Origin of the sequence: Nocardia arseniciresistens (genome assembly GCF_046764875.1) — a bacterium.
GTDB lineage: Bacteria > Actinomycetota > Actinomycetes > Mycobacteriales > Mycobacteriaceae > Nocardia > Nocardia arseniciresistens.
Genome location: NZ_JBKORD010000035.1, coordinates 1 through 22858 on the forward strand (window position 1 = coordinate 1; position 22858 = coordinate 22858).

General features: G+C 65.3%; 18 protein-coding genes. 5 read left to right on the forward strand and 13 right to left on the reverse strand.

The window, feature by feature from the left end; translation table 11 throughout:
• Nucleotides 1-291 precede the first annotated feature (291 nt).
• On the reverse strand, nucleotides 292-996 hold the full coding sequence (locus tag ACLMAJ_RS37700; RefSeq protein WP_412018704.1) for a TetR/AcrR family transcriptional regulator: 705 nt from the start codon (nucleotides 994-996) through the stop codon (nucleotides 292-294).
• Between the two features lie 125 nt (nucleotides 997-1121).
• On the opposite strand from ACLMAJ_RS37700, the gene ACLMAJ_RS37705 reads away from it, so the two are divergent.
• Both ACLMAJ_RS37705 and ACLMAJ_RS37710 read left to right on the forward strand, forming a co-directional pair.
• A complete protein-coding gene (locus tag ACLMAJ_RS37705) occupies nucleotides 1122-1856 on the forward strand; it encodes an SDR family NAD(P)-dependent oxidoreductase (RefSeq protein WP_412018705.1) in 735 nt (244 codons plus the stop codon).
• A gap of 272 nt (nucleotides 1857-2128) precedes the next feature.
• Nucleotides 2129-2416 (forward strand): putative quinol monooxygenase, encoded by a 288-nt coding sequence (locus ACLMAJ_RS37710; protein ID WP_412018706.1) that lies wholly within the window; start codon nucleotides 2129-2131, stop codon nucleotides 2414-2416.
• Nucleotides 2417-2662: 246 nt separating this feature from the next.
• Here ACLMAJ_RS37710 and ACLMAJ_RS37715 read toward each other — a convergent pair whose 3' ends face one another.
• From ACLMAJ_RS37715 to ACLMAJ_RS37740, 6 genes are all read right to left on the reverse strand, one after another.
• On the reverse strand, nucleotides 2663-4900 hold the full coding sequence (locus ACLMAJ_RS37715) for a serine/threonine-protein kinase (protein ID WP_412018707.1): 2238 nt from the start codon (nucleotides 4898-4900) through the stop codon (nucleotides 2663-2665).
• Nucleotides 4901-5174: 274 nt separating this feature from the next.
• Nucleotides 5175-6179: an Acg family FMN-binding oxidoreductase gene (locus tag ACLMAJ_RS37720; protein ID WP_412018708.1), complete on the reverse strand. Its 1005-nt coding sequence runs from the start codon at nucleotides 6177-6179 to the stop codon at nucleotides 5175-5177.
• A gap of 368 nt (nucleotides 6180-6547) precedes the next feature.
• A complete protein-coding gene (locus ACLMAJ_RS37725) occupies nucleotides 6548-7423 on the reverse strand; it encodes a universal stress protein (protein ID WP_412018709.1) in 876 nt (291 codons plus the stop codon).
• A 13-nt stretch (nucleotides 7424-7436) separates the two neighbouring features.
• Nucleotides 7437-8351 carry a universal stress protein gene (locus ACLMAJ_RS37730; protein WP_412018710.1) on the reverse strand — a complete coding sequence of 305 codons (915 nt, stop codon included), beginning with the start codon at nucleotides 8349-8351 and terminating at the stop codon, nucleotides 7437-7439.
• Between the two features lie 398 nt (nucleotides 8352-8749).
• Entirely contained in the window at nucleotides 8750-10495 is a 1746-nt protein-coding gene (locus tag ACLMAJ_RS37735) for a sensor histidine kinase (RefSeq protein ID WP_412018711.1), read from the reverse strand.
• Between the two features lie 60 nt (nucleotides 10496-10555).
• On the reverse strand, nucleotides 10556-11203 hold the full coding sequence (locus ACLMAJ_RS37740) for a response regulator (protein WP_412018712.1): 648 nt from the start codon (nucleotides 11201-11203) through the stop codon (nucleotides 10556-10558).
• Between the two features lie 410 nt (nucleotides 11204-11613).
• On the opposite strand from ACLMAJ_RS37740, the gene ACLMAJ_RS37745 reads away from it, so the two are divergent.
• Entirely contained in the window at nucleotides 11614-12600 is a 987-nt protein-coding gene (locus ACLMAJ_RS37745; RefSeq protein ID WP_412018713.1) for an Acg family FMN-binding oxidoreductase, read from the forward strand.
• 285 nt (nucleotides 12601-12885) lie between these two features.
• Here the strand turns inward: ACLMAJ_RS37745 and ACLMAJ_RS37750 are convergent, their stop codons facing one another.
• The 4 genes from ACLMAJ_RS37750 to ACLMAJ_RS37765 form a co-directional block, all read right to left on the reverse strand.
• Nucleotides 12886-13413 (reverse strand): flavodoxin family protein, encoded by a 528-nt coding sequence (locus ACLMAJ_RS37750; protein ID WP_412018714.1) that lies wholly within the window; start codon nucleotides 13411-13413, stop codon nucleotides 12886-12888.
• A 379-nt stretch (nucleotides 13414-13792) separates the two neighbouring features.
• Complete coding sequence (locus tag ACLMAJ_RS37755) at nucleotides 13793-14194, reverse strand: DUF302 domain-containing protein (protein ID WP_412018715.1); 402 nt, start codon at nucleotides 14192-14194, stop codon at nucleotides 13793-13795.
• Between the two features lie 42 nt (nucleotides 14195-14236).
• Complete coding sequence (locus ACLMAJ_RS37760; RefSeq protein ID WP_412018722.1) at nucleotides 14237-14506, reverse strand: metal-sensitive transcriptional regulator; 270 nt, start codon at nucleotides 14504-14506, stop codon at nucleotides 14237-14239.
• Nucleotides 14507-14690: 184 nt separating this feature from the next.
• Nucleotides 14691-15083 (reverse strand): hypothetical protein, encoded by a 393-nt coding sequence (locus ACLMAJ_RS37765; RefSeq protein WP_412018716.1) that lies wholly within the window; start codon nucleotides 15081-15083, stop codon nucleotides 14691-14693.
• A 176-nt stretch (nucleotides 15084-15259) separates the two neighbouring features.
• Here ACLMAJ_RS37765 and otsB point away from each other — a divergent pair, with 176 nt between their 5' ends.
• On the forward strand, nucleotides 15260-19225 hold the full coding sequence (gene otsB / locus ACLMAJ_RS37770) for a trehalose-phosphatase (protein ID WP_412018717.1): 3966 nt from the start codon (nucleotides 15260-15262) through the stop codon (nucleotides 19223-19225).
• A 46-nt stretch (nucleotides 19226-19271) separates the two neighbouring features.
• Here the strand turns inward: otsB and ACLMAJ_RS37775 are convergent, their stop codons facing one another.
• Entirely contained in the window at nucleotides 19272-19694 is a 423-nt protein-coding gene (locus tag ACLMAJ_RS37775) for a spore germination protein GerW family protein (protein ID WP_412018718.1), read from the reverse strand.
• Between the two features lie 557 nt (nucleotides 19695-20251).
• Between ACLMAJ_RS37775 and ACLMAJ_RS37780 the strand changes: the two genes are divergently transcribed.
• Nucleotides 20252-21250 (forward strand): zinc-binding alcohol dehydrogenase family protein, encoded by a 999-nt coding sequence (locus tag ACLMAJ_RS37780; RefSeq protein WP_412018723.1) that lies wholly within the window; start codon nucleotides 20252-20254, stop codon nucleotides 21248-21250.
• 180 nt (nucleotides 21251-21430) lie between these two features.
• Here ACLMAJ_RS37780 and ACLMAJ_RS37785 read toward each other — a convergent pair whose 3' ends face one another.
• Complete coding sequence (locus ACLMAJ_RS37785; protein WP_412018719.1) at nucleotides 21431-22849, reverse strand: wax ester/triacylglycerol synthase family O-acyltransferase; 1419 nt, start codon at nucleotides 22847-22849, stop codon at nucleotides 21431-21433.
• Between the last annotated feature and the right edge of the window lie 9 nt (nucleotides 22850-22858).

Consider the following 22858-nt stretch of genomic DNA (forward strand, 5'->3'; position numbering starts at 1 on the left):
GCCCCCGCCGCCCCCCCCCCCCCCCCGCCCCCCCCCCCCCCCCCCCCCCCCCCCCCGCCCCCCCCCCCCCCCCCCCCCCCCCCCCGCCCCCCCCCCCCCCCCCCCCCCCCCCCCCCCCCCCCCCCCCCCCCCCCCCCCCCCCCCCCCCCCCCCCCCCCCCGTTCGGCTCCCTGGCCGACCATGACTTCAAAATCCATCGATACGAAGACCCTCTGGTCCGCGCCGTCGTCGAGACCCGCGGACAGACCGACGCACGCACGACGGGCAGCGGCGCGGGCTGAAGCTCTCCGATCACGTCTGCTCCGTGATGCGGTCACGGATGTGGCCATGGCCGGGGTGCTCGGCAACGGCGCCCCGGCCGGAATGTGGGGCGCCGCCCCGGCCGGCGTCATCGTGCTGCTCGACAGCGCTCGAGCCGGCCGGTGCCGCTGCCGTGGGGATGGCGTTGTCGACGAGGACGGCTGCGATGGCGGCGGCGGTGGTGAACGCGTCGGTGTTGAGGACTCGGCTGCGGGCCGAGGCGCCGTCCAGCAGCAGCGCCAGTTGCTCGCCGAGCTGTTCGGGGTTGGTGGCGCCGGCCTCGCGGGCGGTATCGGTGAGCCGGGCGGCAAAGCCTATTTTGTAGTCGCGGGCGTGTACGCGTGCCGGATGGCCCGGGTCGGGGATTTCGACGGCCGCCGCGATGAATGGGCACAGGGGCGCGTGCACGTCGAACGCGGCGAGGAGCCGTTCGCGAGGTGTGAGGTCGGTGCGGTCGAACACTTCGGGCAGGATGTCGGGATCGAATCGGCGTAGGCATTCGGCGATCAGCTCGTCCTTGCCGGTGAAGTGCTGGTAAAGCGTGCGCTTGGACACCTCGGCCACCGCGCAGAGCTGGTCCATGCCGGTGCAGTTGATGCCTTGATCGCGGAACAGTTGTTGTGACGCGCTGAGGATGCGCTCTCGTGCGCCCCTGCCGCGGCGCAGGCCTCGCGGCCCCTTCTCCAACTCTCTCACACGCCCAGCGTAACCCACTTGGGTACCGCTCGGTGTGCATAGCTTGCGCCCCAGGCGACTGTTCGATACGTTAAGTACGCAGATCGGTGTACATAACATCGGCACGGCAGGTGAATGGAGTGGTCGTGGGAAAGCTCGATGGCAAGGTTGCGGTGATCACAGGCGCGACAAGTGGGATGGCGCTGGCCGGTGCGAAGTTGTTCGTTGACGAAGGAGCTCACGTTTTCATTTCGGGCCGGCGGAAGGATGCGCTGGACGAAGCCGTCGAGCTGATCGGCCGGAACGTGACCGGCGTGCAAGGCGATTCGGCCGACCTCGATGATCTGGACCGTTTGTTCGAGACGGTCAAGCAGGAAAAGGGCACGGTCGACGTGTTGTGGGCAAGTGCTGGGATGGGCGAGCAGGGCAGGCTCGGCGAGATCACCGAGGAGCAGTTCGATGCCGCCTTCTCGCTGAACGCGCGCGGCACGCTGTTCACGGTCCAGAAGGCGCTGCCGCTGTTCAACGATGGAGGCTCGATCTTCATGACCGGGTCGAACGCGTCGCTGCGGGGCTACCCCGATTGGAGTGTGTACGCAGCGAGCAAGGCCGTGCTGCCCGCCTACGCACGGGTGTGGGTGTCCGAGTTGAGGGACAGGAGGATCCGGGTGAACGTGCTGACCCCCGGCCAGGTAGCCACGCCGATTCTGGAGCAGGTGATGGACGAGCAGATGAAGGCGCAGTTCGAATCCGTGATCCCGCGGCGAGAGATGGGCCGCCCTGAAGAGATCGCGTCGGTCGCGTTGTTCCTCGCCTCGGACGACTCGAGCTACGTCAATGGCATAGAGCTGGTTGTCGACGGCGGCACCACAGCGATCTGAGCGCGTCGCTGGTAGTCGTCAGCGCCGCGCGCGGATCCCGTCTCCGATGTGGCCGGTGTACGACTTGGCGCTGGAGGCACGAGAGATTGCGGTCTCGTGTCGGTTCCGACCGCGTCGGGTATTCGCCGCCGCTGGAGATGGCTGTCGTGACCAATCGGCGGTGATCGGATCGCATGGGCGCACAACCGTGCTGCGCACTCGTAGTGTGGCCACTGACGTTCGTAGGCTCGCTATCATCGGGCCGTGCCGATTCGCCGACAACAGGAGTGCAGATGATCGCCGTTATTGCCGAGTTGACCGTGCAGGATGGCAAAGGTGCCGAGTTCGAGTCCGTTATCGCTGGCCTGGTGGAACAGATCAAGTTGAACGAACCGGGGAATCAGGTTTATCGACTTGTGCGCGCCAAAACCGACCCGAATTCGTATCGCATATTCGAGCTGTATGACGACCAAGCTGCCCTCGAGCTGCATGGGAAGTCGGACCACTTCCGTGCTGCGGGCAAGCGCCTCGCCACGTTGCTGGCCGGCGCACCAAAGATCGAGTACTTCGACGCCGTGTGATGCGTTGAGGCGGCGTTGGAACGGATACGGCGGCGGCCAGCCGCCGCTGGTATCCGGCGCGGAATTCTGACGTTGCTAATGGTGTGAGTCGTACGAAGCAGATCTGTAATTTGGCGGTGGCGATGACAGCGGCCACACACCCTCGTGTGCGAGCCGAGCGTTATCGGTTTCAGTGAGGTGCGTTCGGCAACTGCCGCAGGGGCGTAGGTCGGACAGTTCTCGAGTTCTCCGACGAGGCAAGGTTGATCAGTGAGTTGTGGCTCGTTTCGTTTGCCCCCGCGACCGACCGGAGACAGTGCGTTGGAATGCCCGCAGGTCGTCCTCCAGTTTCCGGTGCAACCAGTAATTGCCGATGAATCCGAAGACACCCGCGATGGCCAGCCAGCGGATCGATTCGGTGACGAGGGGGACTTCCTCCGGTTTCAGGAACATGAGGCCGTGCACGACGCCGATGAGCGGAATCGAGGCGGCCACCGCGAGGTAACGGGTGCTGCGGCGGCTCAGGGCGCGGAGGTTGTCGTAGTCGGCGGCGGTGGTCCCGTGTAGGAGCAGGCGCGGGTAGATGGTGCGGACAACGAAGAGTGTGACGAGGAAAAACGGGTACGCGACCGCGATCGCGCCACAGACGAGCAGCGAGGTGGACAGGTGCACCACCTGCGCAGGTGCGAGATCGGTGCCGCTGCGCAGCGCGAAGGCGGTCACGATCGCGCCGGTGGCCCATCCGGCGAAGGCGACCCAGGCGACCCTGTCACCCACCGTCAGGCTGTCTCTGCGGGCGAGTGCCAGCATTTCCGGGGTGAACGTCCGACCCTTCCGCAGTCCGCGCCACACCACCAGAAAAACCCGGCGGCACAGGTAGTTCGTCACGACGAGAACCAGCAGGGGGACGATCAGTTCCAGCACCGGGTTGATACCTCGCAACGACTCCCGCTGATCGTCCGGTATCCATGCCTCGATCAGCGCCCTGTTGTGCACATTGCCGTAGAGCACGCCGAGCATGCCGCCGGTCGAGCTCGCCAAGGTGACGATGGCCGCCAGCGACCATGGCCCGACCTTCGAACGTAAACTGCCGCGCTGCGGGTCGACGAGATCGCGGGCCCGCCGGTCCAAGCACAGCTCGAATTGCTGTGCCACTTCGGTACCGGTCGACCAACGGTTGTCTCGCTGTGGCGCAAGACATTTCAACAGCGCGCGGCGCAGGGTCGGCGGGCAGTCCGAGGGGAGTTCGGACAGATAACGCGCTTCGATGTCGTTCTTGCGAAGTTCGAGCATCCGCCCCAGCGAGGTCTCCGATTCCCCTGCCTGCGGTTCGTCGTCGAAGGGTCTGCGTCCGGTCAGCAGCTCCCATAGCATGACACCGAGCGCGTAGATATCACTGCGGACATCCAGATCTCCGGCGGTGGTCGGCAACTCCGGGTGACAGGCCGCGAGTTGTTCGGGGGACATGTATGCCAGCGACCCGCCGAAGTACGCCATCGGATTCGTCCCGGCGACGTGGTGGCTGAAGCTGACATTGAAGTCGGCGAGTTTCGGGACGCCCTCCGCGGTGAGCAGCACATTGGCCGGTTTGATATCGCGGTGCAGTACTCCGGTGCGTGCGGCGTAGTCGAGTGCTTCGGCGAGTCGGCTGCCGAGCCATGCGACCGTTTCCGGCCAGCTGTAGCTGATGATGTCGCTGCGGGTATCGGAGTCGTTCGGGATGATTCCGCCGGTATCTTCGATCGCCTGATCGACCGCGTCGAGCAGTAGGGCGCCAGTGCGGCCGTTCGATGATCGGGAGCGCACCAGATTCAGCACCCCGAGCAGCGTGCCGCCAGGAAGGTACTGCATGTACATCAATTTGAGTTCGCCGTCGCGGATCAGCCGATGATCGAAGACCCTCACGATGTACTCGTGATCCAGCTGCGCAAGTGTCTCCGGCTCGGTGCCACGGTTGTACGAGATCTTCACCGCGACCAGCCGCTGCATCGACCTTTGCCGCGCCAGGAATACCCGTGCGAAGGCGCCGCTGCCCAATCCGACGAGCAGATCGAAATCGTCGACACTCGTACCGACGCGGACCCCGTCGAGCGCCTCCTGGGCCCGTGGCGGCGCGATCAGTGTGCTGCGGTAGTCGATTTCCGACCATACGGTGGCGGTCGCCTCCATCTCGGTCGGCTGGTCGTCTCGATCCTGGTCTCGCCCGGATCGGCGCCGCACATGGAACTCTTCATAAGCCAGATCCGGCGGCGTCGGGCCGGTACGCAGCTCGGCGTATTCGGCGCGGTACTGAGCGAGCCGTTTCGGATGGTTGTAGCGCAGCCATCGGTACTCCAGATCGACCTTGATCAGCTCGATAAGACACATCCGCCGCAAACCCGGCGTGTCCGGTAGATACTCCGCGAGATTCGGGGGTTGACCGGTTTTGTCCCAGGTGTCGGCGAACTCCGTGACGACCGATGCCAGCACCAAGCGAGTCCGGTGCACAGCGTCCGACTCGTTCATCGTCGGTTCCAATTCCGCTCCGATCAAATCTCGGCAGGCATCTGCAAGTGAGTCTGTCATGCCCGTGTGCTGGCGAACACGGTTTTCCCTGGTGGCACGGCCCTGGCCGTGATCAGCGGGTTTCGTGCCAGGCCGACTCGGTCGGCGATGAGTGTGGAGGAGCGTCAGCGTCCTCGGTTGGAGCCTCGTGAACGGTTTCATGTGGCGGTGGGCCGAGGCGGGGTCTGGATCGGGGGGCGATCGAACCTGTGAAAATGGCCCCGGAACAAAGTGCTCAGTCGCGTTGGATGGTGAGTATGTCGCTGAGCGGTCGTCTGGGCGAAGGTGGCACTTCTTGTTCATCGTCCGGCGCGGAGCCGACACGGATCACAACCTGCGGGAAGCCGGGGTGTGGGATCAGCTCGGTGAGGGCGCTGCGGCCGGCGGGGAGTTCTGTGATGTGGGTGAGCGCGCAGGTGGCCAGGCCAGCGGCGGTGCACTCCAACAGCACGGCGGAGAGTGCTTCACCGGCGTGTAGCCATGCTGTGACAGATTCGTTCTCGGAGCTCAGTACCACGAGGCGGGCGTGGTCTTCGAGGGTGCCGCGGCGCGCCGAGTGCGGTGCTGAAGGGAACGTGCGTCCGACACTGACGCGGGCGAATTCGGCGTCGGAAACCAAGGCTTCGCGCGGAATGCCCTCCGTGACGTCGGAATGTCCTGCCCACCAATGCAATTCGGCTTGGTAGTCCATATCGTAGTGGCGGGTGGCGGTGGCCTGTTCAGAGGCAGCCGCCAGCCGGGGGCGGGCAGTTTCATCGAGGACGTCGAATTCGACATCGTGCGGTGTCACCAGCATCCGCGCGGCGTGTGCGAGTTGCGGCCAGTCGGTGGGCTCGGACAGCGGCAGTCGGTCGGTACGACGCACGTCGATGGCGCTGGCTCGGGTCAGGACACCTGCGGGCGGATCGGGCCACGGTCGGAACCCGATAGTCGCCAGGCGATCGGAGTTTGTTGCGTCCGGCAGGCGTGTCGTGTCGGTGTGCCAGCCTTGTGCGGCGAGGGCTGTGCGTGCGTGGTGCAGTACCGCGCCGCAGCTGATCACCAGTTGTCTGCCCGCCGGGTCTGCTGCGGTGAGTAGCCGGTCGTTGTCGCGGTACAGGTGCAGGTGGGTGCCGTCGAAAATCCAACGCCAGGGTTGGGTGTTGTGGACCGACGGAGCACGACTGGCGAGCCGGACGGCCGCCAGTACCGTCGGCTGATCTGGGACGGCAGGTTCGGGGAAAGAGCTGTTGTCGGTCATATCATCGAGTGTCGTCGGCCGATTCGTTGCGCGGTATGGGCCTTGCGCCCGTTCTCGAGGGTCCATGGTCACTGACTCGCGAGTGCGGGTTGGGCCGATTGGTCGGTCTCACCGCTGACGGCAATGCGGCGTTCGGCTGGGTGTGGGCGTTCGGTCTCGGCACAAGTGCCCGCTCTGGTTCGAGAGTGTCGACGCGCAGTCGTGGGCCATTGTTTCCGAGTGCGAAAGTATCACCGACAGAAAGGTTTTGGGACTGCGGCAGGATGGTGTCGGCGCTGCGGCCGCTGTTCTCATGCCGGGTACGGTCCGATGAAATTCGTCGGTGTCGCCGGGCCTGTCTTGCGTCGAGGTGCGTCCGTCTTCGACCTTTATGGCTTTTCCGTTGTGCTGCGAGCGATGATGAGGGGAATCTCGGTCGCGTGCAGCACCGCCTGGCTGACCGAGCCGAGGGTCATACCCGCGAATCCGCCACGACCGTGGCTTCCCACGACGATCAATTGGGCGTGCTCGGACTCCTCGAGGAGTCGTCTGGTGGGGCTCGCTTCGGCGACTATGCGCCGGACGGTGACATCGGGATACTTCTCGGTGTAACCCGCGAGGCTTTCGGCGAGGAGTCCTTCCGCCTCGATCTGCATTTCGGCGCGGGGAATGAAGCGATTGAATTCCGACCAGGTGAGTACTGCGGTGAGGTCGGTGCCGCGGCGGGACGCTTCGTCGAAGGCGATCTCGACCGCGCGGGTGCTGCACTCGGAGCCGTCGACGCCGACCACGACCGGACCCTCGGTGGGGTGCTTGCTGGTTTCGGGAATTATCGCGACCGGGCAGGATGCATGTCGAGCGACCGAGGTGCTCACCGAGCCGAGCAGGCCGCGTCGGAAGGCGCCGAGGCCGCGGGTTCCGACGACCAACATCCGGGCTGTCTCGGCGCGGTGGATCAGTATCGGTATCGGTGCTCCGTCGGTGACCTCGCCGGCGGCCTCGATCATGTCGATAGGCGCGGCGGCTTTGGTAGCGGTTCGTATTGCGGCGGAGACTATCTCGGCGCCCTCGTGCCGGTAGGGCGTCGGGTCGATCGGTACGACACCGAGGCCGGGCCCGTAGTCGATAGGGATGTCGATGGCATTGATCAGCTGCAGTGGGGCGTGGTTGCGCGCGGCTTCTGCGGCAGCCCAGCGTATGGCCGCCGCAGCGGTGTCGGAGCCGTCGACACCGACGACGATCGGGGAATTCGGTTGAGTGGTCATGTGTGCCCCTTTGCTACTTTGGATGTACGACCATGACCGGGCAATCAGCGTGCTGTACAAGCCAATTGCTGGTGGAGCCGAGCAGCAGACCCCGGAATCCGCCGCGGCCGCGGCTGCCGACCACGATCAGCTGGGCCGTTTTCGAGCAGTTGGCCAGGTGTCGGCGCGGTCCGTCGGCGAAGACCTTGCGAGTGACCTGCACGTCCGGGTACTTCTCCTGCCAGCCGGCGAGCCGCTCGGCCAGTAGCGCGTTTTCGGCGTCCTCGAGAGCGGCGGCGGGGACCTCTAAATAGGATCTCCCGGCGAATTCACCGGCCGACAGGTCACTCCAAGCGTGCACCGCGACGAGTTCGACGTTTCGTTCGGACGCCTCGGCGAACGCGGCCGCGACAGCTGCTTCACTGATTGGGCTGCCGTCGACACCCACTACGACCGGCCGGCTATCGGTTGGCTGCTCACCGGCGCCATGCACGACGACCACGGAGCCGTGTGCGTGAGCGGTTACCGCGAGCAGCGTCGACCCGAGGTGCAGGACGGTGCCGACACCAGGGGTGGCGCCGAGAGCGACGAGGTGCGCGTCCTCCGACAATGTGATGAGCATTTGCGCGGGTTTCGCTTCGGAGAGTTCGGTGGTCACCGTCAGCTTTGGGGCGATCGCGCGTGCCGATCGCATGGCCGCGGCGAGAATCTGGACGCCGTGCGCGTGCATCTTCGCGATGACCGAGGGTTCGACGACGTCGTAGCTGCCGACGACCACACGCATGGCGGCAAGGTCGAGGCCGTGCACGATGCGCAGCCGCCGTCCCTTTGTGGCGGCGGTTTTCGCGGCCCACCGAACCGCGATGTCGGAGTTTGCTGAACCATCGGTGCCGACGACGATCGCGGCCGATGCCAGCCGATGGGATTGGTCGGTCTCCTGAGCGGCCATGGTTTACACCCTTCTGTTCGTTGGGGTTACTCCATACGGTAGGAATTCGGCGGCCATCGGGCTGCTGGCGTTGGTCCTCGACCTGAGGGCCGATAGGCCACCGGCCGATACCGACACGTCAGAGTCGCGCTGATCCGGGCAATCGTCCGGTCCACCGGAGGTCACCGGCTCGTAGGTCGCGCGGAATGGTGAAACCGGGCGGCACCGGCAGTGCCGCCGCTACCAGTTCGCCGAGGTGTGCACATAGGCGCGGGTTCGTGTCTGCGAGCCCGAGTGCGTCGAATTCTGCTACGCACTCTCCGCGGATCGATGGTGTCAGGGGACCTTCGTCGTGCGGCATGCGTCGAATCCGGTTACGGTGCAATGGTGTTCGGAGTCGCACCGGGCCGCCGGAATGCCTAGGGCAACGGCGCCGACCAGCGCAGCACCGAGCCGCCCTCTGGACGGTTCTCGATGCTGAAACTGCCACCGGCCGCACTGGCCCGGACCGCGAGATTCGCGAGTCCGCTACGCCGGGTGATGTCCTCGGAAATGCCGATACCGTCGTCGATCACCTCGATGGTGACATCGTCGCGGATCTTTAGTTCGACCGAGACTATTTTCGCCGAAGCGTGGCGCACCACATTGCTCACCGCCTCCCGCAATACCGCTTCGACATCGTCGGACAACGGTGGTGCGAGTACCGTCACCGGACCGGCCAGCCGGATGGTGGTGCGTAACCCACTGTCGGCGGTCATGTCGACGATGATGCCGTGCAGGTGCTTTCGGTACTTCGAGGAATCGGCCGAGGTGTTGCTCTGTAGGTCGAAGATCGAATGACGGATGTCCTGCACGATCGACTGCACGTCATCGATGGTCTCGGTGAGCCTTGCCTTGATCTCCGGTACGCGCGCTCGCTGCGCGGTGCCCTGCAGCGACAGTCCCACCGCGAATAGCCGCTGGATGACGTGATCATGCAGTCCTCGGGCGATCCGATCACGATCGGAGAGCACATCGAGTTCGCGCACTCGGCGTTGAGTGTCGGCCAGTTGGAGCGCGACCGCCGCTTGGTCGGCGATCGCGGCCATCATCGACTGCGCCGCAACATCCAGGGGCTGCGCCCCGGCGGGCTGCATCGTGGTCAGCTCACCTATGACCGAGCCGTCGGCTCGCAACGGCAGGATCAATGCCGGACCGAATTCAGCCGCGGAGCCGAAAAGCGGATTGTGCACGAACTTGTCCACAGCGATCGGGTGGCCGTACTGAAAGGCCTCGCCGGAGTGGGATCGGTCCAGGGGAAGCCGTTGCCCGATGAGCGCCTCGGCGTCGATTCCCGCGGCCGCGACAACGATCAATTCGGTGACATCCTCGTGTGGAATATCGGGGTCTTCGGGCAGCGCGAGGAAGGTGCACGCCGACCCGGTGAGGGTCAGCGCCCGGTTGGCGACCAGTGTGAGGACTTCGTCCGGCTCGCCGCCGGCGAGTAATTCGGTGGCTACATCTTTGGTCGCTTCCAGCCACTGCATCCGCAGCCGGGATTGTTCGTAGAGTCGCGCGTTCTCGATGGCGATGCCCGCGGCCGCGGCCAAGGCCTGGACAACGACCTCATCGTCGTCGGTGAATTCCTGGCCGCCCGCCTTCTCCGTCAGATACAGATTGCCGAATACTTCGTCGCGAACCTTGACCGGGACGCCGAGGAAGGTGCTCATCGGCGGATGGTTGGCGGGAAAGCCCACCGAGGACGGGTGATCCGAAAGATTCGACAGGCGAATGGGTTTGGGTTGTTCGATCAGTAACCCGAGCACACCATGGCCGCGGGGCAGGTCGCCGATCATGACGCGGGTGCGGTCGTCGATGCCCTCGTAGACGAATTCGGCGAGTTGCAGGCTTGTCCGATCGGTTTCGCGGACGCCGAGCGCGCCGTATTCGGCGTCGACCAACTCGATGGCGGTGTGCACGATGGAGCGCAATGTGTTGTCCAGGTCCAGGCCGGCGGTGATCACCAGCATGGCCTCCATGAGTCGATCCATGCGGTCGCGCACGTCCACGATCAGCGCAATGCGGTCTTGCACCTCGAGGAGAAGTTCACGCAGACGCAGTTGCGACAGTGTTTCGGTCACCGGCGTCCGCTCGATCGGCGTCGCGTCGGAACGCTGCCCATCCATGCCAACATTCTTCCACGATCATTCGGACACCGAGGTGATCGAGCCCGATGGAAGGGCGGCCTAATCTTGACTCTCGGGCTGGTCGAGCTTGGAGGCGATGACGGCGGCTTGCGTGCGTCGCTCGACCCCCAGTTTGGTCAGGAGTCGGGAGACATAGTTCTTCACCGTCTTCTCGGCCAGGAACATACGGCCGGCGATCTGTCGGTTGGTCAAGCCTTCACCCAGCAGCGCGAGCAAAACGCGTTCCTGATCGGTGAGGCTGGCCAACGGTCCGGTCTTGGCCTCGGCTTCGGAGCGAAGCTTGGCCATCAACGCGGCTGCGGCACGGTTGTCCAAGAGGGACTTACCGGTGCCGACGTCGCGGATGGCGTCGATGAGTTCGAGGCTTTTGATGTCCTTGACGACATAACCGCTCGCTCCGGCCAGGATGGCATTGAGCATGGCCTGTTCGTCGGTGAAGGAGGTCAGGATCAGGCAGCGTAGTCGCGGATCGACCGAAAGCAGTTCGCGGCACAGTTCGATGCCGTTGCCGTCGGGAAGCCTTACGTCCAGGACCACGACGTCGGGTTGTAGCGCCGGAATTCGGGCCAGCGCCTGTGAACAGTCACCGGCTTCCCCGGCAACCTCGAGGTCGGGCTCCAATTCGATGAGGTCGCCGATACCGCGCCGGACGATTTCGTGGTCGTCGACCAGGAAAACTGTGATCATCAGGCCTCCTTCGATGTCCTCAGCGTATGGAGCAATCCCGCGTGGGTGGCCGGACTCGGACTCTGGTTCGGTGACCTGAGTCCCTTGCGGGCCCGCCTCGGCCGCGGCCATCGGTTTGTGTGACCATTCTCCGCCGGTTTGCCAGGCTCGACACGCGACGGAGACGCTGTCGTCGAGCGGTCGGCCGGTATCCAGCCTTTCGCTGAAAGCTGTCGCACTCGGGCTTCCGCAATGACACGGCACGGGTGATGGCCGAAGGTCCTTGATCGGCAGAGCATTCCGGTTCCACCTCGAAGCTCGGCGTCGGCAATCGAAAAGCGTCCGAAGTCCCAGCACAAGGGGCCGTCCTGCCCTAACCGGTGACATCGCGCCACTGGAATTGTGGGATCAACCGGAATGGAGGACGCGAGATGGACCACGGGTTGCCTGACGACAACACCATAAGGACAGCGTTGGCGCTCGCGGTGCGGGCGCCGTCGGTACACAACACTCAGCCCTGGCGGTGGCGGATCGGCAGCCGATCCGTGCACCTCTACCTGGACCCGGCCCGCGCATTGCCGATGTCGGACCCCGACCGGCGCGACATGATCCTGAGTTGCGGCGCGGCGCTGCATCACTTACGTATCGCATTGGCGGCGCTCGGATGGTCGGCGGTGGTGCACCGGCTGCCGAATCCGGCGGAGCCGAACCATCTGGCTGCCATCGAGCTGGTGCGGCATCGGCCGACACCTTTGGAAGTCGCACTGAGCGACGCGATTTCGCGCCGAAGGACCGATCGCAGGCATTACTCGTCGTGGCCGATCCCGCTGGGATATCTCGGTTTGGCTACCGAGCGTGCCAGCGCATTGGGTGCTGTCGTTCGACAGACCAGCGGTAGGGCTCGCGAACATCTGATCGCCGCCGTACATGCCGCTGCCGTTCAGCACGCTATGGATCAGGACTATTGCTTCGAACTGGCGAGCTGGAGCGGCAGACACACCGCCTCGGACGGTGTACCCGCGCGGAACACGCCGAGTCAACAGCCGGATGACGAACTGCCGGCCCGGAGCTTTGCCGCCCCCGAATTGATCGACACGGCGCACGAACCCGACTTCGCCGACCTGTTGGTGATCGGCACCTCGGCCGATGATCGGATGTCCCGGTTGTGTGCGGGGGAGGCGATGAGCGCGGTCCTGTTGACCGCCACCAACGTCGGGCTGGCTACCTGCGTGCTCACTGAACCACTAGAGATTCCCAAGCTACGCAGCAGGGTGCGCATGCAGGTCCTGGGTGACAGCGTCTATCCGCAAGCGATTATCCGGATCGGCTGGATACCGAAGAGTGCGCCGCCGCTGCCCGCCACATACCGCCGCACTGTCGAGGAGGTACTCGACCCGATCGAGACTCCTACCGGCTGATGACCTCGGTCGGGCATCGTTTGCCGGCGATCGGACCGCGCCTGCCACGGTTCGGTCAGCTCGGCTATCGCCTGTTGCCCCGCCAACGGATTGCCGGTCGGAATGCTCGCGGACCGCGTCGAGTTGGGCCCGTGTGCCGAGGATGATCAGGACCGTGTCGGCGGCAAGCTGGGTTTCGCCGGTGGGGTTCGCGATGAACTGGCCAGTCGACATTCGGATGGCCAGCACTCGCCGGTCGGCCGGCGCAATGCCGCTTCTTTCAGAGAGTTGTCGATTCTCGCACTGTCAGAACCGGTGCGCGATCCGGTCGGCTTCGGTGTGGGCCAGTCGCTCGGCCCACGCATGGGCACGCTCCAACTCGCCCTTCGTGAGCGGTCCGAGCATGCCGTCGACCAGGAAGTCCATCGGCTTGTCGGCGAGTTCGTAGCCCAGGCGCCGTAATCGACGTCCCGCACCACGAGCGGCCGAGCCCGGCAGCCAGGACGGCCTGGCGATTCGGGTGCCGAAAGCCACTGCTCTGGCACCCGGTGCCGGGGGGAACGCCGCGTCGAGCCATTCGCGAATGCCGATGTCGACCACGACCGGTGCATCGGTCCGAGTCTCGGCGTCGCGTCGCGTCCGGGTTCTGCTCAGCCCGAGGGCGTGCGTCGGACCACCCACAAACAGCAAGTCCACCGGTTGTGCGGGCACCTCGGCGGCAGCTACTACCGTGAGAATCTCGACCGAGGCATGTTCGGCCAACCCTTGTGCGATGGCTTCGGCGATGGCCGCGGTATTGCCGAACATTGATTCGTAGACGACCCGGGCACGCATTGCGATCTCCTATGCGCTGTCGGAACTGCGGAAATTCTATCGATCTTGACGCTACGGACCGGCAATGGTGCCGCGACAGTGCCGAACCGACACTTGCTGTGGGACTTTTGACAGTCCCGCGGGCGAGCGGAGCCCGCGCGACGTGGTGGATCCGTTCGGGACGACCGCTGGCCGGTGAACTTCCTCCGCGGCGAAGCGCGGCGACGAGATCCCGGTGTGGCTCACCTCCGACGGCAGCCAGACCGGCCCACCGCAACCGTGGTTGACGGCCTGCTCGGTCTGGTCCTGTAGCCGGTCGGCCGGGGCTGACCACCGAACGCGGGTTCGGCGATAGAGGGTTGATCCCGGCGTTGGTGCACCGCCGCCCGGTGTGGGCCGCTCAGCCGTCTACCAGCGAATCGATTGCGGCGAGGAGCTTCGTGGCGGCCTCAGCGGCGACGGGTACGAGGGCAGGTTCGTTGGTGACCTGGACCATCAGCTCCGGGTTCATCGCTTCGACGATGATGGTGTCGTCGGTTGTCGGGTCGCGGCGGACGATCACGTTGCAGGGCAGCAGCAATCCGATCTGGCGGTCCACCTCGACCGCGCGGTGGGCAAGTGACGGGTTGCAGGCGCCGAGGATCAGGTAGTCCTCCAGGTCCGCACCGAGCTTATCCTTCAGCGTCGATCGCATGTCGATCTCGGTGAGAACGCCGAATCCCTGTTCGGACAGGGCTTTTCGAGTTCGCTCGACGGCATCGTCGAAGCTGGTGTCAAGGGTAGTGGATAGTGCCAGTTTCATAACGCGTCCCTTTCTGTTGGGTGCCGGATTCGTTCGGTTTGTTCACGCGAGGGCGAGGAAGAGTTTCTCCAGTTCGGCTTCGGTCATGGTTTCGGAACCGTCGGGGGTTTCGCCGGTCAGGCATTCGCGCAGCCCGGTCGCGACAATCTTGAATCCGGCGCGGTCCAGCGCTCTTGATACGGCGGCGAGTTGGGTGACCACGTCCTTGCAGTCGCGGCCCTGCTCGATCATGGAGATGACTCCGGCGAGTTGGCCGTGTGCGCGGCGCAGGCGATTGAGCACCTGGGCGATAGTCTCTTCGTTGCCGACCATGGCTTGTTCCCTTCGTTGAATACCACCCTCCAGGATACCCATGGGGGTATGTTCCTGGGCTCGGCTCACGCCGCGCCCGGGAGTATGGTCGTATACCCTAGGGGGTATACATGGCCGATGTCCTCGTCGAGACCGAGCTGGACCACGTTCCGAGTGTGAGGAGAACCGCTGATGTGCTACCCCGTCACCTGCCGCGCCTGCGGGAAGACGACTTGGTCCGGCTGCGGAGCCCATGTCGACCAGGTTCGGGCCGCGATACCGGAATCACAGTGGTGTCCAGAGCACCCGAACCAGCCTGCCCCGCGACGTTGGTGGCAACGCCGGTGACTCGCACCGCCGCGCGGCGGGCTGCCGTCAACCAATCCCCGAGTGCGACCTCCTGCCACTCAGGGTGGACCTGTTCAGCGCTGAGGCGACTCCCGTTGTCGAGGCGGTCCCAGGAATACCAGCCGGCGCGGTCGTAGCCCATCTGCGCCAGCCATGGCCGGACCCGACCTGCCGGTGCCTCCCCCGTCACCGCCATGGTGGCGGGCCGGCTGCCGGTCGCAACGATTCCAGCGCCCGGATTTGGCCGCACCACTTCCGCATCGGCCGCGCCCCAGCGGACCAGCCGCGATCACATCGGCCTCCACCACCAGGCTGCGCGGGGACTGCGGGACCCACCGATCCGCCTGGGTGTGGTGGGCCACTGGACCGTGCTGATCATGACTTCCGACTCTTGATCGGGTGGACGGCCCGATTCAAGCTCGAGGCGTGGGAGTTATCCAGCGGGCCGGGCCGGTGATCGACGCACGCCACCACGATGCGGTGATCTTCGACATGGACGGCGTGGTCACCGACAGCGCGTCCATGCACGCCGCCGCATGGACCGAACTTTTCGACGCCTTTCTCGCTTCCCGCCCGGCCGGGCCCGGCCAGGACCGTTCGCCGTTCACCGCCGCGGACTACCAGCGCTTCGTCGACGGAAAGCCGCGCTACACAGGAGTCGCGGACTTTCTTGCTGCGCGCCATATTTCGCTGCCATGGGGTGATTCGTCCGATCGGGAGGACGCCCTCACCGTCTGCGGTCTCGGCAACAGGAAGGATCATCTGTTCCGAGACCGGATGGCCCACAGCGGGGTTCCGGCATTCGACTCGACGGTGGCACTGGTTCGCGAGTTGCGTGACGCTGGGATCGGTACGGCGGTCTTCTCCGCCAGTCGCAACTGCGCCCAAGTCCTCGAAGCGGCCGGAATCGGTGATCTGTTCGCGGTGCGCGTCGACGGTATCGTCACCGAAGACCTGCGGTTACCAGGAAAACCCGATCCGGCGATGTTGATCGAGGCAGCACGGCGACTCGGCGCGAATCCGGCAAGGACCGTCGTCGTCGAGGATGCCGAAGCGGGCTTGACGGCCGGTCGGCGGGGCGGCTTCGCCTTGGTGATCGGTGTCGATCGAACCGGCCACGCTAATCGTTTGCGTTCGCACGGAGCGGATGTCGTAGTCACCGATCTTGCACAAGTGCGGGTGCGGGCGGGGTTCCGGCAGATGTCGGAGATTCCGGGAGCACTGGAATCCTGGCAACGGATATCCGTGGTGCTCGACACCGCGAAGGTGGCCGTACTGATGGATTTCGACGGCACGGTCTCCGAGATCGTGCCCGACCCGGACGCCGCCACCCTCGTCGACGGCGCGGCGACCGCGATTACCGCTCTCGCGGGTCTCTGCCCGGTCGCGATCATCAGCGGTCGCGATCTGGCGGATCTGCGTAAACGGGTCGGGCTGGAGGGTGTCTGGTATGCGGGCAGCCACGGCTTCGAACTGACCGATCCCGACGGCGGCTATCACGTGCACGACGAGGCACCGGTCGCCGAACATGCAATCGCTTCCGCCGCAAGCGAACTCGCCCGTCGGGTGGGGAGTATTTCCGGAATTAGTGTGGAGCACAAGCGTTTCGCCGTCGCGGTGCACTACCGCAATGCGGAGCCGGACGTCGTCGCCGGAGTGATAGGCGTGGCGCACGCGGTCGCGCAACAGGGCGGCCTGCGCATCTCGAACGGTCGCAAGGTGACCGAGTTGCGCCCCGACGTGGAATGGGACAAAGGACGAGCGCTGGACTGGATACTCGATCACCTGCCGGGCCCGGAGCTGCCGATCTACCTCGGTGACGATCTTACCGACGAGGACGCGTTCGACGCCGTCGCTTCCCACGGGATCGCAATCGTGGTGCGCCACAACGAAGATGGTGATCGGCGTACCGCCGCCCGATTCGCGGTGGACAGTCCGGGCCGGGCCGGGAATCTGCTCGACCGGATGGCCGAGACCCTGAATCGGGCAGCACAGGCGAATGCCGCCGATCCCTGGACCCTGGTCTTCGAGGGCTACGACCCGCCGACGGAAAAACTCCGCGAAGCACTGTGCACGGTCGGCAACGGCTATTTCGCCACGCGTGGTGCCGCGCCGGAGGCGCTGGCCGGGCTGCGCCATTATCCCGGCACTTATGCGGCCGGTATCTTCAACCGGCTCACCGACGAGGTCGGCGGGCACACGATCGCCAATGAGAGCCTGGTGAACCTGCCGAATTGGCTGCCGGTATCGCTGCGGATCGAAGACGGTGCGTGGTTCGATATCGACACCGCCGAATTGTTGTCCTACCGGCAGGAACTGGACCTGCGCCGGGCGGTGCTCACCCGCCGGTTCCGGTTCCGCGACAGCGCGGCCCGGATCACGACAGTCGCTCAGCGCAGGTTCGTCGCCATGCACCGGCCGCATGTGTGTGGGCTGGAGATGACGGTCGTACCCGAGAACTGGTCGGGTCGGCTGGTGATCCGGTCGGCACTCGACGGTTCGGTGCGGAACTCGCTGGTCGAACGCTATCGAGGGCTGTCCGGCGAGCACCTCACGCCGGTGCGGGCAGCCAAACTGTCGGCGGACTCGGCGTTGCTGGTGGTACAGACCAACCGGTCCCGGATCCCTATCGCGATGGCGGCGCGCAGCGCGATCTCGCAGAACGGGGAATCCACCGTCGGCGCGGGGGAGTTCGTCGACGAGGGCAGCACGATCGGGCATGACTTCACGATCCAGGTTGCCGCCGGGACGTCGGTCACCCTGAAGAAGGTGGTCACCGTCTGCACCGGGCGCGATCACGGGATCTCGACCCCCGAGGAAGAGGTCGTGCGCTGGCTGAGTGAGGAGGACGGATTCGAGCGATTGCTCGAAGGTCATGTCGCGGTGTGGGAACGCCTGTGGGATCGGCTGTCCATTGAACTAGAGGACCGCGAGAACGCGGTGCGCGTGCTACGTCTGCACCTGCTGCACCTGTCGCAGACGTTATCGCCCAATACCATTGACCTCGACGTCGGTGTTCCGGCCCGCGGGCTGCACGGCGAGGCGTATCGCGGACACGTGTTCTGGGACGAACTGTTCGTCCTTCCAGTACTGAACTTGCGGTTGCCCGCCTTGACCCGATCGCTGCTGCGGTATCGGTTCCGGCGGCTACCCGAGGCACGGCGGGCGGCGCACGACAACGGTTACGCGGGGGCGATGTTCCCGTGGCAATCCGGCAGCGACGGCCGTGAGGAAAGCCAGCAGCTGCATCTGAATCCACGGTCCGGGCGCTGGAATCCGGACCCGAGCCAGCGAGCCCATCACATCGGCATCGCGATCGCGCGCAACGTGTGGCAGTACTACCAGGTGACCGGCGACCGAGAATTTATGCGCGAATGCGGCATCGAATTGCTGGTGGAGATCGCGCGGTTCTGGACGAGTATCGCCGCCTACGCCGCCGAACGCGATCGGTACCGCATTCGCGGTGTGATCGGTCCGGATGAATTCCACACCGGTTATCCGGCACGGCCTTACGAGGGCATCGACGACAACGCCTACACCAATATTATGGCGGTGTGGGTGATCCAGCGAGCCCTGGATGCGCTCGATCTGCTCGCGCCGCGCGAGCGTGGCGAACTGTTGGAAACTCTCGGTGTCGCGCCGGCGGAGCCCACGCACTGGGCGGATGTCGCCCGCCGCATGTATGTGCCGTTCCATGACGGCGTCATCAGCCAGTTCGAGGGCTATGACCAACTGGTCGAGCTGGATTGGGTGCACTACCGGCAGCGCTACGGCGATATCCAGCGGCTGGACCGGATACTCGAGGCGGAGGGTGACGATATCAACCGCTATCAGGCCGCGAAACAGGCCGACGTGCTGATGCTGTTCTATCTGCTGTCCGCCGACGAATTGCGGGAGTTGCTGGGACAACTCGGCTACGAATTGCCCGCAGCGATGATTCCGCGCACCATCGACTACTACTCGGCCCGCACATCTCATGGTTCGACCCTGAGCAGTGTCGTGCATACCTGGGTGCTGGCCCGCGCCAACCGGGACCGCGCCATGGAGTTCTTCGAGAACGTCCTCGAGTCCGATATCGGTGACATCCAGGGCGGCACCACCGCGGAGGGCATCCACCTCGGTGCGATGGCAGGCAGTATCGATCTGTTGCAGCGCTGTTTCACCGGGCTCGAAACCCGGGGCGAGCGTTTGATATTTGCGCCGAGCTGGCCGGAATCTCTTGGCACGCTGGCATTCCCGATCGTGTATCGGGGCCATAGGCTCCGGGTCCGGATCAGTGGCTCCAGCGTGGAGGTCCGGTCGGACCCCGTCGATGTGCCACCGATCGAGATCGAGTGCCGGGGACAGATCGAAAGCCTCGCCCCCGGCTGGACCTTCCGGAGCCGCGGATAGGCGCGGCCATGGGCCACGGAACGAACCGTTGGCTCTGAGCTCAGGGCTAGGCGTGCTTTCGTGCGGTGATCGCGCGGGCCAGCCATTTGCCGCCAGCGGCGGCGAGCAGGGCGGACACGGGTACTAGGACGTCGATCCAATGGTTGTGGATCGGGCGGTAACGCGCGGTGCCGTTAGCGATTTCGATGAAGCCCAACGGCCTCGCGTCAACTCCGCCGCCGCCCCCCGCGCCCCCGCCGGACTTCTCCACGCCGACCTCGTGTCCGGATCCGCCACCGAAGCCGAAACCCACACGCGCGACAGGGATTACAGTGACTCCCTCGCATGTGACCGGTTCGCCGAACACCGCTGAAACGGAGGCTCTGCCGCCGAGTCTGTCGGTGAGCCGCTCCAACAGCGTTGCCGCGGAGGCGGTTGCATCGTCGGCCTCGCCGATCGCGACCTGGGTGGTGGTGTCCTGAACGGTCATAGCTTCCTACTTTATCGAAGTTGTTCGGATGCCGGGCTGCGCGAACGCATTCAGCTGTCACTCTGCTTCGGACCGCACCGGCGGACGACGTTGGGCGAGTTGGCGCAGGCGTTCGTGTTCGAGCACCAACAGCAAGACAGTCGGTCTGCGCCAGGGCGACAACGATGCGTTCTTCGGTGGGATCGGCGAATTCGCCACGGCTGGCTACCAGCGTGTCACCGGCTGACCCGTGACCCGATGTCATCGTGCCATCAGCGGTGCTGCCGATCGCCGGAGCCAGGTGGCCGATGACATCCCGGTCCGACAATATGGGTCCAATGGCCCCGCGATGAAGGTCACTTCGGCCCTCTGCCGACAGGCCGACTGCGGCGATGCTGAGAGGGAAGAGGCGATCAGGGCCCATGCGATCCCGCCGACCAGGCCGTGCTCTGACCACGAAACCGGCGGGCCTCTACCCAGTCGGACCCGGCGGTTGCCAACAGTTAGCGGCTGAGTGTGCCGGGATCGGTTGTGACCGGCGCGGATGAGAGGAGGGCGTTGGCGTGGCACAAACGTCGATGCGGGCATGGCGAGTGCGCACGCCTGGTCGCCTGGAAAGCAATCCGGTGTGGATGCGGAGCGAAGCGATTCCCGAGCCCGCTGCGGACGAGGTGCTGGTTCGGGTGCTTGCGTGCGGGGTATGTCGGACGGATCTGCATGTCGTGGAGGGTGACCTGGCGGTCCACCGTCGCGGGGTGGTTCCGGGTCACGAGATAGTCGCGGAGGTGGTGGGTGTGCCGGATTCGATCACCGGTATCGCCGTTGGTGACCGCGTCGGCATCCCGTGGTTGCGGCACACCTGTGGGACGTGCCGTTACTGTCGCCGCGGCATGGAGAACCTGTGTCCGAACTCGCGCTACACCGGCTGGGACGCCGACGGCGGATACGCCGAATTCGCCACGGTACCCGCAGATTTCGCGCTGCCACTGCCCGCCGGGTACACAGACGAGGAGGTCGCACCGTTACTGTGCGCGGGCATCATCGGGTACCACGCGTTGCTGCGTGCGGACGTGCCTGCGGGCGGTGTACTGGGGATTTATGGGTTCGGCGGCAGTGCGCACCTCACCGCACAGGTCGCGATTGCCCGTGGTGCCCGGGTACATGTGATGACGCGCGGTGCGGCGGCGCGCGCACTGGCGCGCGACCTCGGTGTGACCTCTGTACAGGGTGCGGCCGACGCACCGCCGGAACCGCTGGATTCGGCAATCCTCTTCGCACCTGCGGGTGAGTTGGTGCCCACCGCGCTGGAAGCACTCGATGCCGGTGGCACTCTCGCACTGGCGGGCATCCACCTCACCGACATACCGCCACTCAACTATCAACGACATCTGTTCCGGGAGCGAGAGCTCCGTAGCGTCACTTCCAACACCCGGGCTCGAGCCAGGGAATTCCTCGACTTCGCCGAACAACACCACCTCGATGTAACGACGCACCGCTACGCACTCGACCACGCGAACCAGGCTCTGGACGATCTGTCCCATGGTCGATTCGACGGCGCCGCGGTCCTTGTTCCATGAGGCCGACCATGCCCGGCCTCGACCGTTCCGCACACCTGAAACGGCAGATTTCGGCCTGCCGCTACCCGAATGGTGTAATCAGCCCATAGTGGCAGTCGTAGCGGTGGTAGAGCACGCGGGCGCGGTCCAACTCGCGGTGGTGGCGAGCCGCAGAACAGAGAATCCGATTGCGTTCCTAGGTCAGCGGGATGCGGGTGTGCCCCGGCCATGGTGTGCGTCCTGCGTGGGCGCGTCCGCATCGCTCTGGCGCGGCAGACGACAAATGGCGGTGTGGGCGACCAGTTCAGCTATGCCTGCGCGGATGCCGTCGGCGATCACGTCGATATCGGGTGCGCTGTCGTAGTCGCCGGTGATGCCGAAGGCCAGGTTGTCGCCGTAGCTGAGGATCGCGATCGCGGTGCGTAGCCGCATCGCGATCGGAATGCACGGCAGCAGTTCCAGCACCGCGCTGCCCTGCATGGTGAGCGGTTGTCGCGGTCCTGGGACATTGGTCGCCAGCGCGCCGACGCCGCGCTGCGGGAAATGTGCCGCGAGCCGGACGGTCCAGGCGATGGGGGCGAATGGGAGCCGCGCGGCCACCGCCAAGATCGAATTCTCTGCCTGCGCTCCACCTTTCGCTTTGTGTTCGGTCATCCGGTCATGGATCGTGCCGAGCCGTTCGACCGGGTCGGCAATGTCGATCGGTAGATGCGGCAGCAGGACCGAGACTCGGTTGTCGAGTACATATTTCGCATCCGTCGGGCGCATCGACACCGGCACCAGGATGCGGAGTTTATCGCCGGTCAGCGCCTCGCCGCGGTCCGAGAGCAGGGCGCGATAGGCCGAGGCGACCGCGGCAAGCACGGTGTCGTTGACTGTGACGCCGAACGCCTCGCCGATGTCGCGCACCTCGGCGAAAGAGGTACGCACAGCGACGTAGCGGCGTTGTTGTCCGATGGGACCGTTCAGCGAGGATTCGGCGGCCGGGCCGATGGCCGCCATCGCGATCGGGGCGAGGCTGCGTAGCGTGCCGACTACGAAGCGGGGAGCGTCGATCGGCATTCGCAGGGTCTTGACCGCCAACTCGAATAGTCCAGTTGCAGAACTGGGTTCGTGGTCCCTAGTGGGTGGACGGGCCAGTGTCTCGCCAGCGGGGGGATCGCAGAAGCCCTCGAACAGCGAGATCCCCGACACTCCGTCGACGAGGCTGTGGTGTGCCCGCACGATCAGCGCCCAACGGTCGTCGGCGAGATGCTCGACGACGGTGCACTGCCACAGCGGATGGTCGCGGTCGAGCCGTTCCGCGAGTTCGGTCGCGATCAGTTCGAACAGCGTCTTCTCATCGCCCGGCTCGGGCAGCGCGGTCCAGCGGATATGGCGCGCTACATCGAAATTCGGATCGTCCTCCCAGACGGGTGCGATGAGGTCGAAGGGGGCGCGGTGGATCCGCTGGCGCAGCCGGGTGTTGTGGGCGAGACGCTCGGTGATTGCTTCGGTGAATTCGGCTCGCTTCGGTGCAGCGCCGGAAATGATGGCGACCGCACCGATTCCGAGACTGATGTGCCGGTCGGAGTCCTCCAGTTCTATAAACCCGGAATCCAGCGGATGTAGTTCGGTCATGCGAGCCAC

What these genes read in the sequence shown, in the direction of transcription:
- ACLMAJ_RS37710 (WP_412018706.1), top strand. Translation starts at nt 2,129, where the DNA reads ATGATCGCCGTTATTGCCGAGTTGACCGTGCAGGATGGCAAAGGTGCC.
- ACLMAJ_RS37715 (WP_412018707.1), bottom strand. Translation starts at nt 4,900, where the DNA reads ATGAACGAGTCGGACGCTGTGCACCGGACTCGCTTGGTGCTGGCATCG.
- ACLMAJ_RS37720 (WP_412018708.1), bottom strand. Translation starts at nt 6,179, where the DNA reads ATGACCGACAACAGCTCTTTCCCCGAACCTGCCGTCCCAGATCAGCCG.
- ACLMAJ_RS37725 (WP_412018709.1), bottom strand. Translation starts at nt 7,423, where the DNA reads ATGACCACTCAACCGAATTCCCCGATCGTCGTCGGTGTCGACGGCTCC.
- ACLMAJ_RS37730 (WP_412018710.1), bottom strand. Translation starts at nt 8,351, where the DNA reads ATGGCCGCTCAGGAGACCGACCAATCCCATCGGCTGGCATCGGCCGCG.
- ACLMAJ_RS37735 (WP_412018711.1), bottom strand. Translation starts at nt 10,495, where the DNA reads ATGGATGGGCAGCGTTCCGACGCGACGCCGATCGAGCGGACGCCGGTG.
- ACLMAJ_RS37740 (WP_412018712.1), bottom strand. Translation starts at nt 11,203, where the DNA reads ATGATCACAGTTTTCCTGGTCGACGACCACGAAATCGTCCGGCGCGGT.
- ACLMAJ_RS37745 (WP_412018713.1), top strand. Translation starts at nt 11,614, where the DNA reads ATGGACCACGGGTTGCCTGACGACAACACCATAAGGACAGCGTTGGCG.
- ACLMAJ_RS37750 (WP_412018714.1), bottom strand. Translation starts at nt 13,413, where the DNA reads ATGCGTGCCCGGGTCGTCTACGAATCAATGTTCGGCAATACCGCGGCC.
- ACLMAJ_RS37755 (WP_412018715.1), bottom strand. Translation starts at nt 14,194, where the DNA reads ATGAAACTGGCACTATCCACTACCCTTGACACCAGCTTCGACGATGCC.
- ACLMAJ_RS37760 (WP_412018722.1), bottom strand. Translation starts at nt 14,506, where the DNA reads ATGGTCGGCAACGAAGAGACTATCGCCCAGGTGCTCAATCGCCTGCGC.
- ACLMAJ_RS37775 (WP_412018718.1), bottom strand. Translation starts at nt 19,694, where the DNA reads ATGACCGTTCAGGACACCACCACCCAGGTCGCGATCGGCGAGGCCGAC.
- ACLMAJ_RS37780 (WP_412018723.1), top strand. Translation starts at nt 20,252, where the DNA reads ATGCGGGCATGGCGAGTGCGCACGCCTGGTCGCCTGGAAAGCAATCCG.
- ACLMAJ_RS37785 (WP_412018719.1), bottom strand. Translation starts at nt 22,849, where the DNA reads ATGACCGAACTACATCCGCTGGATTCCGGGTTTATAGAACTGGAGGAC.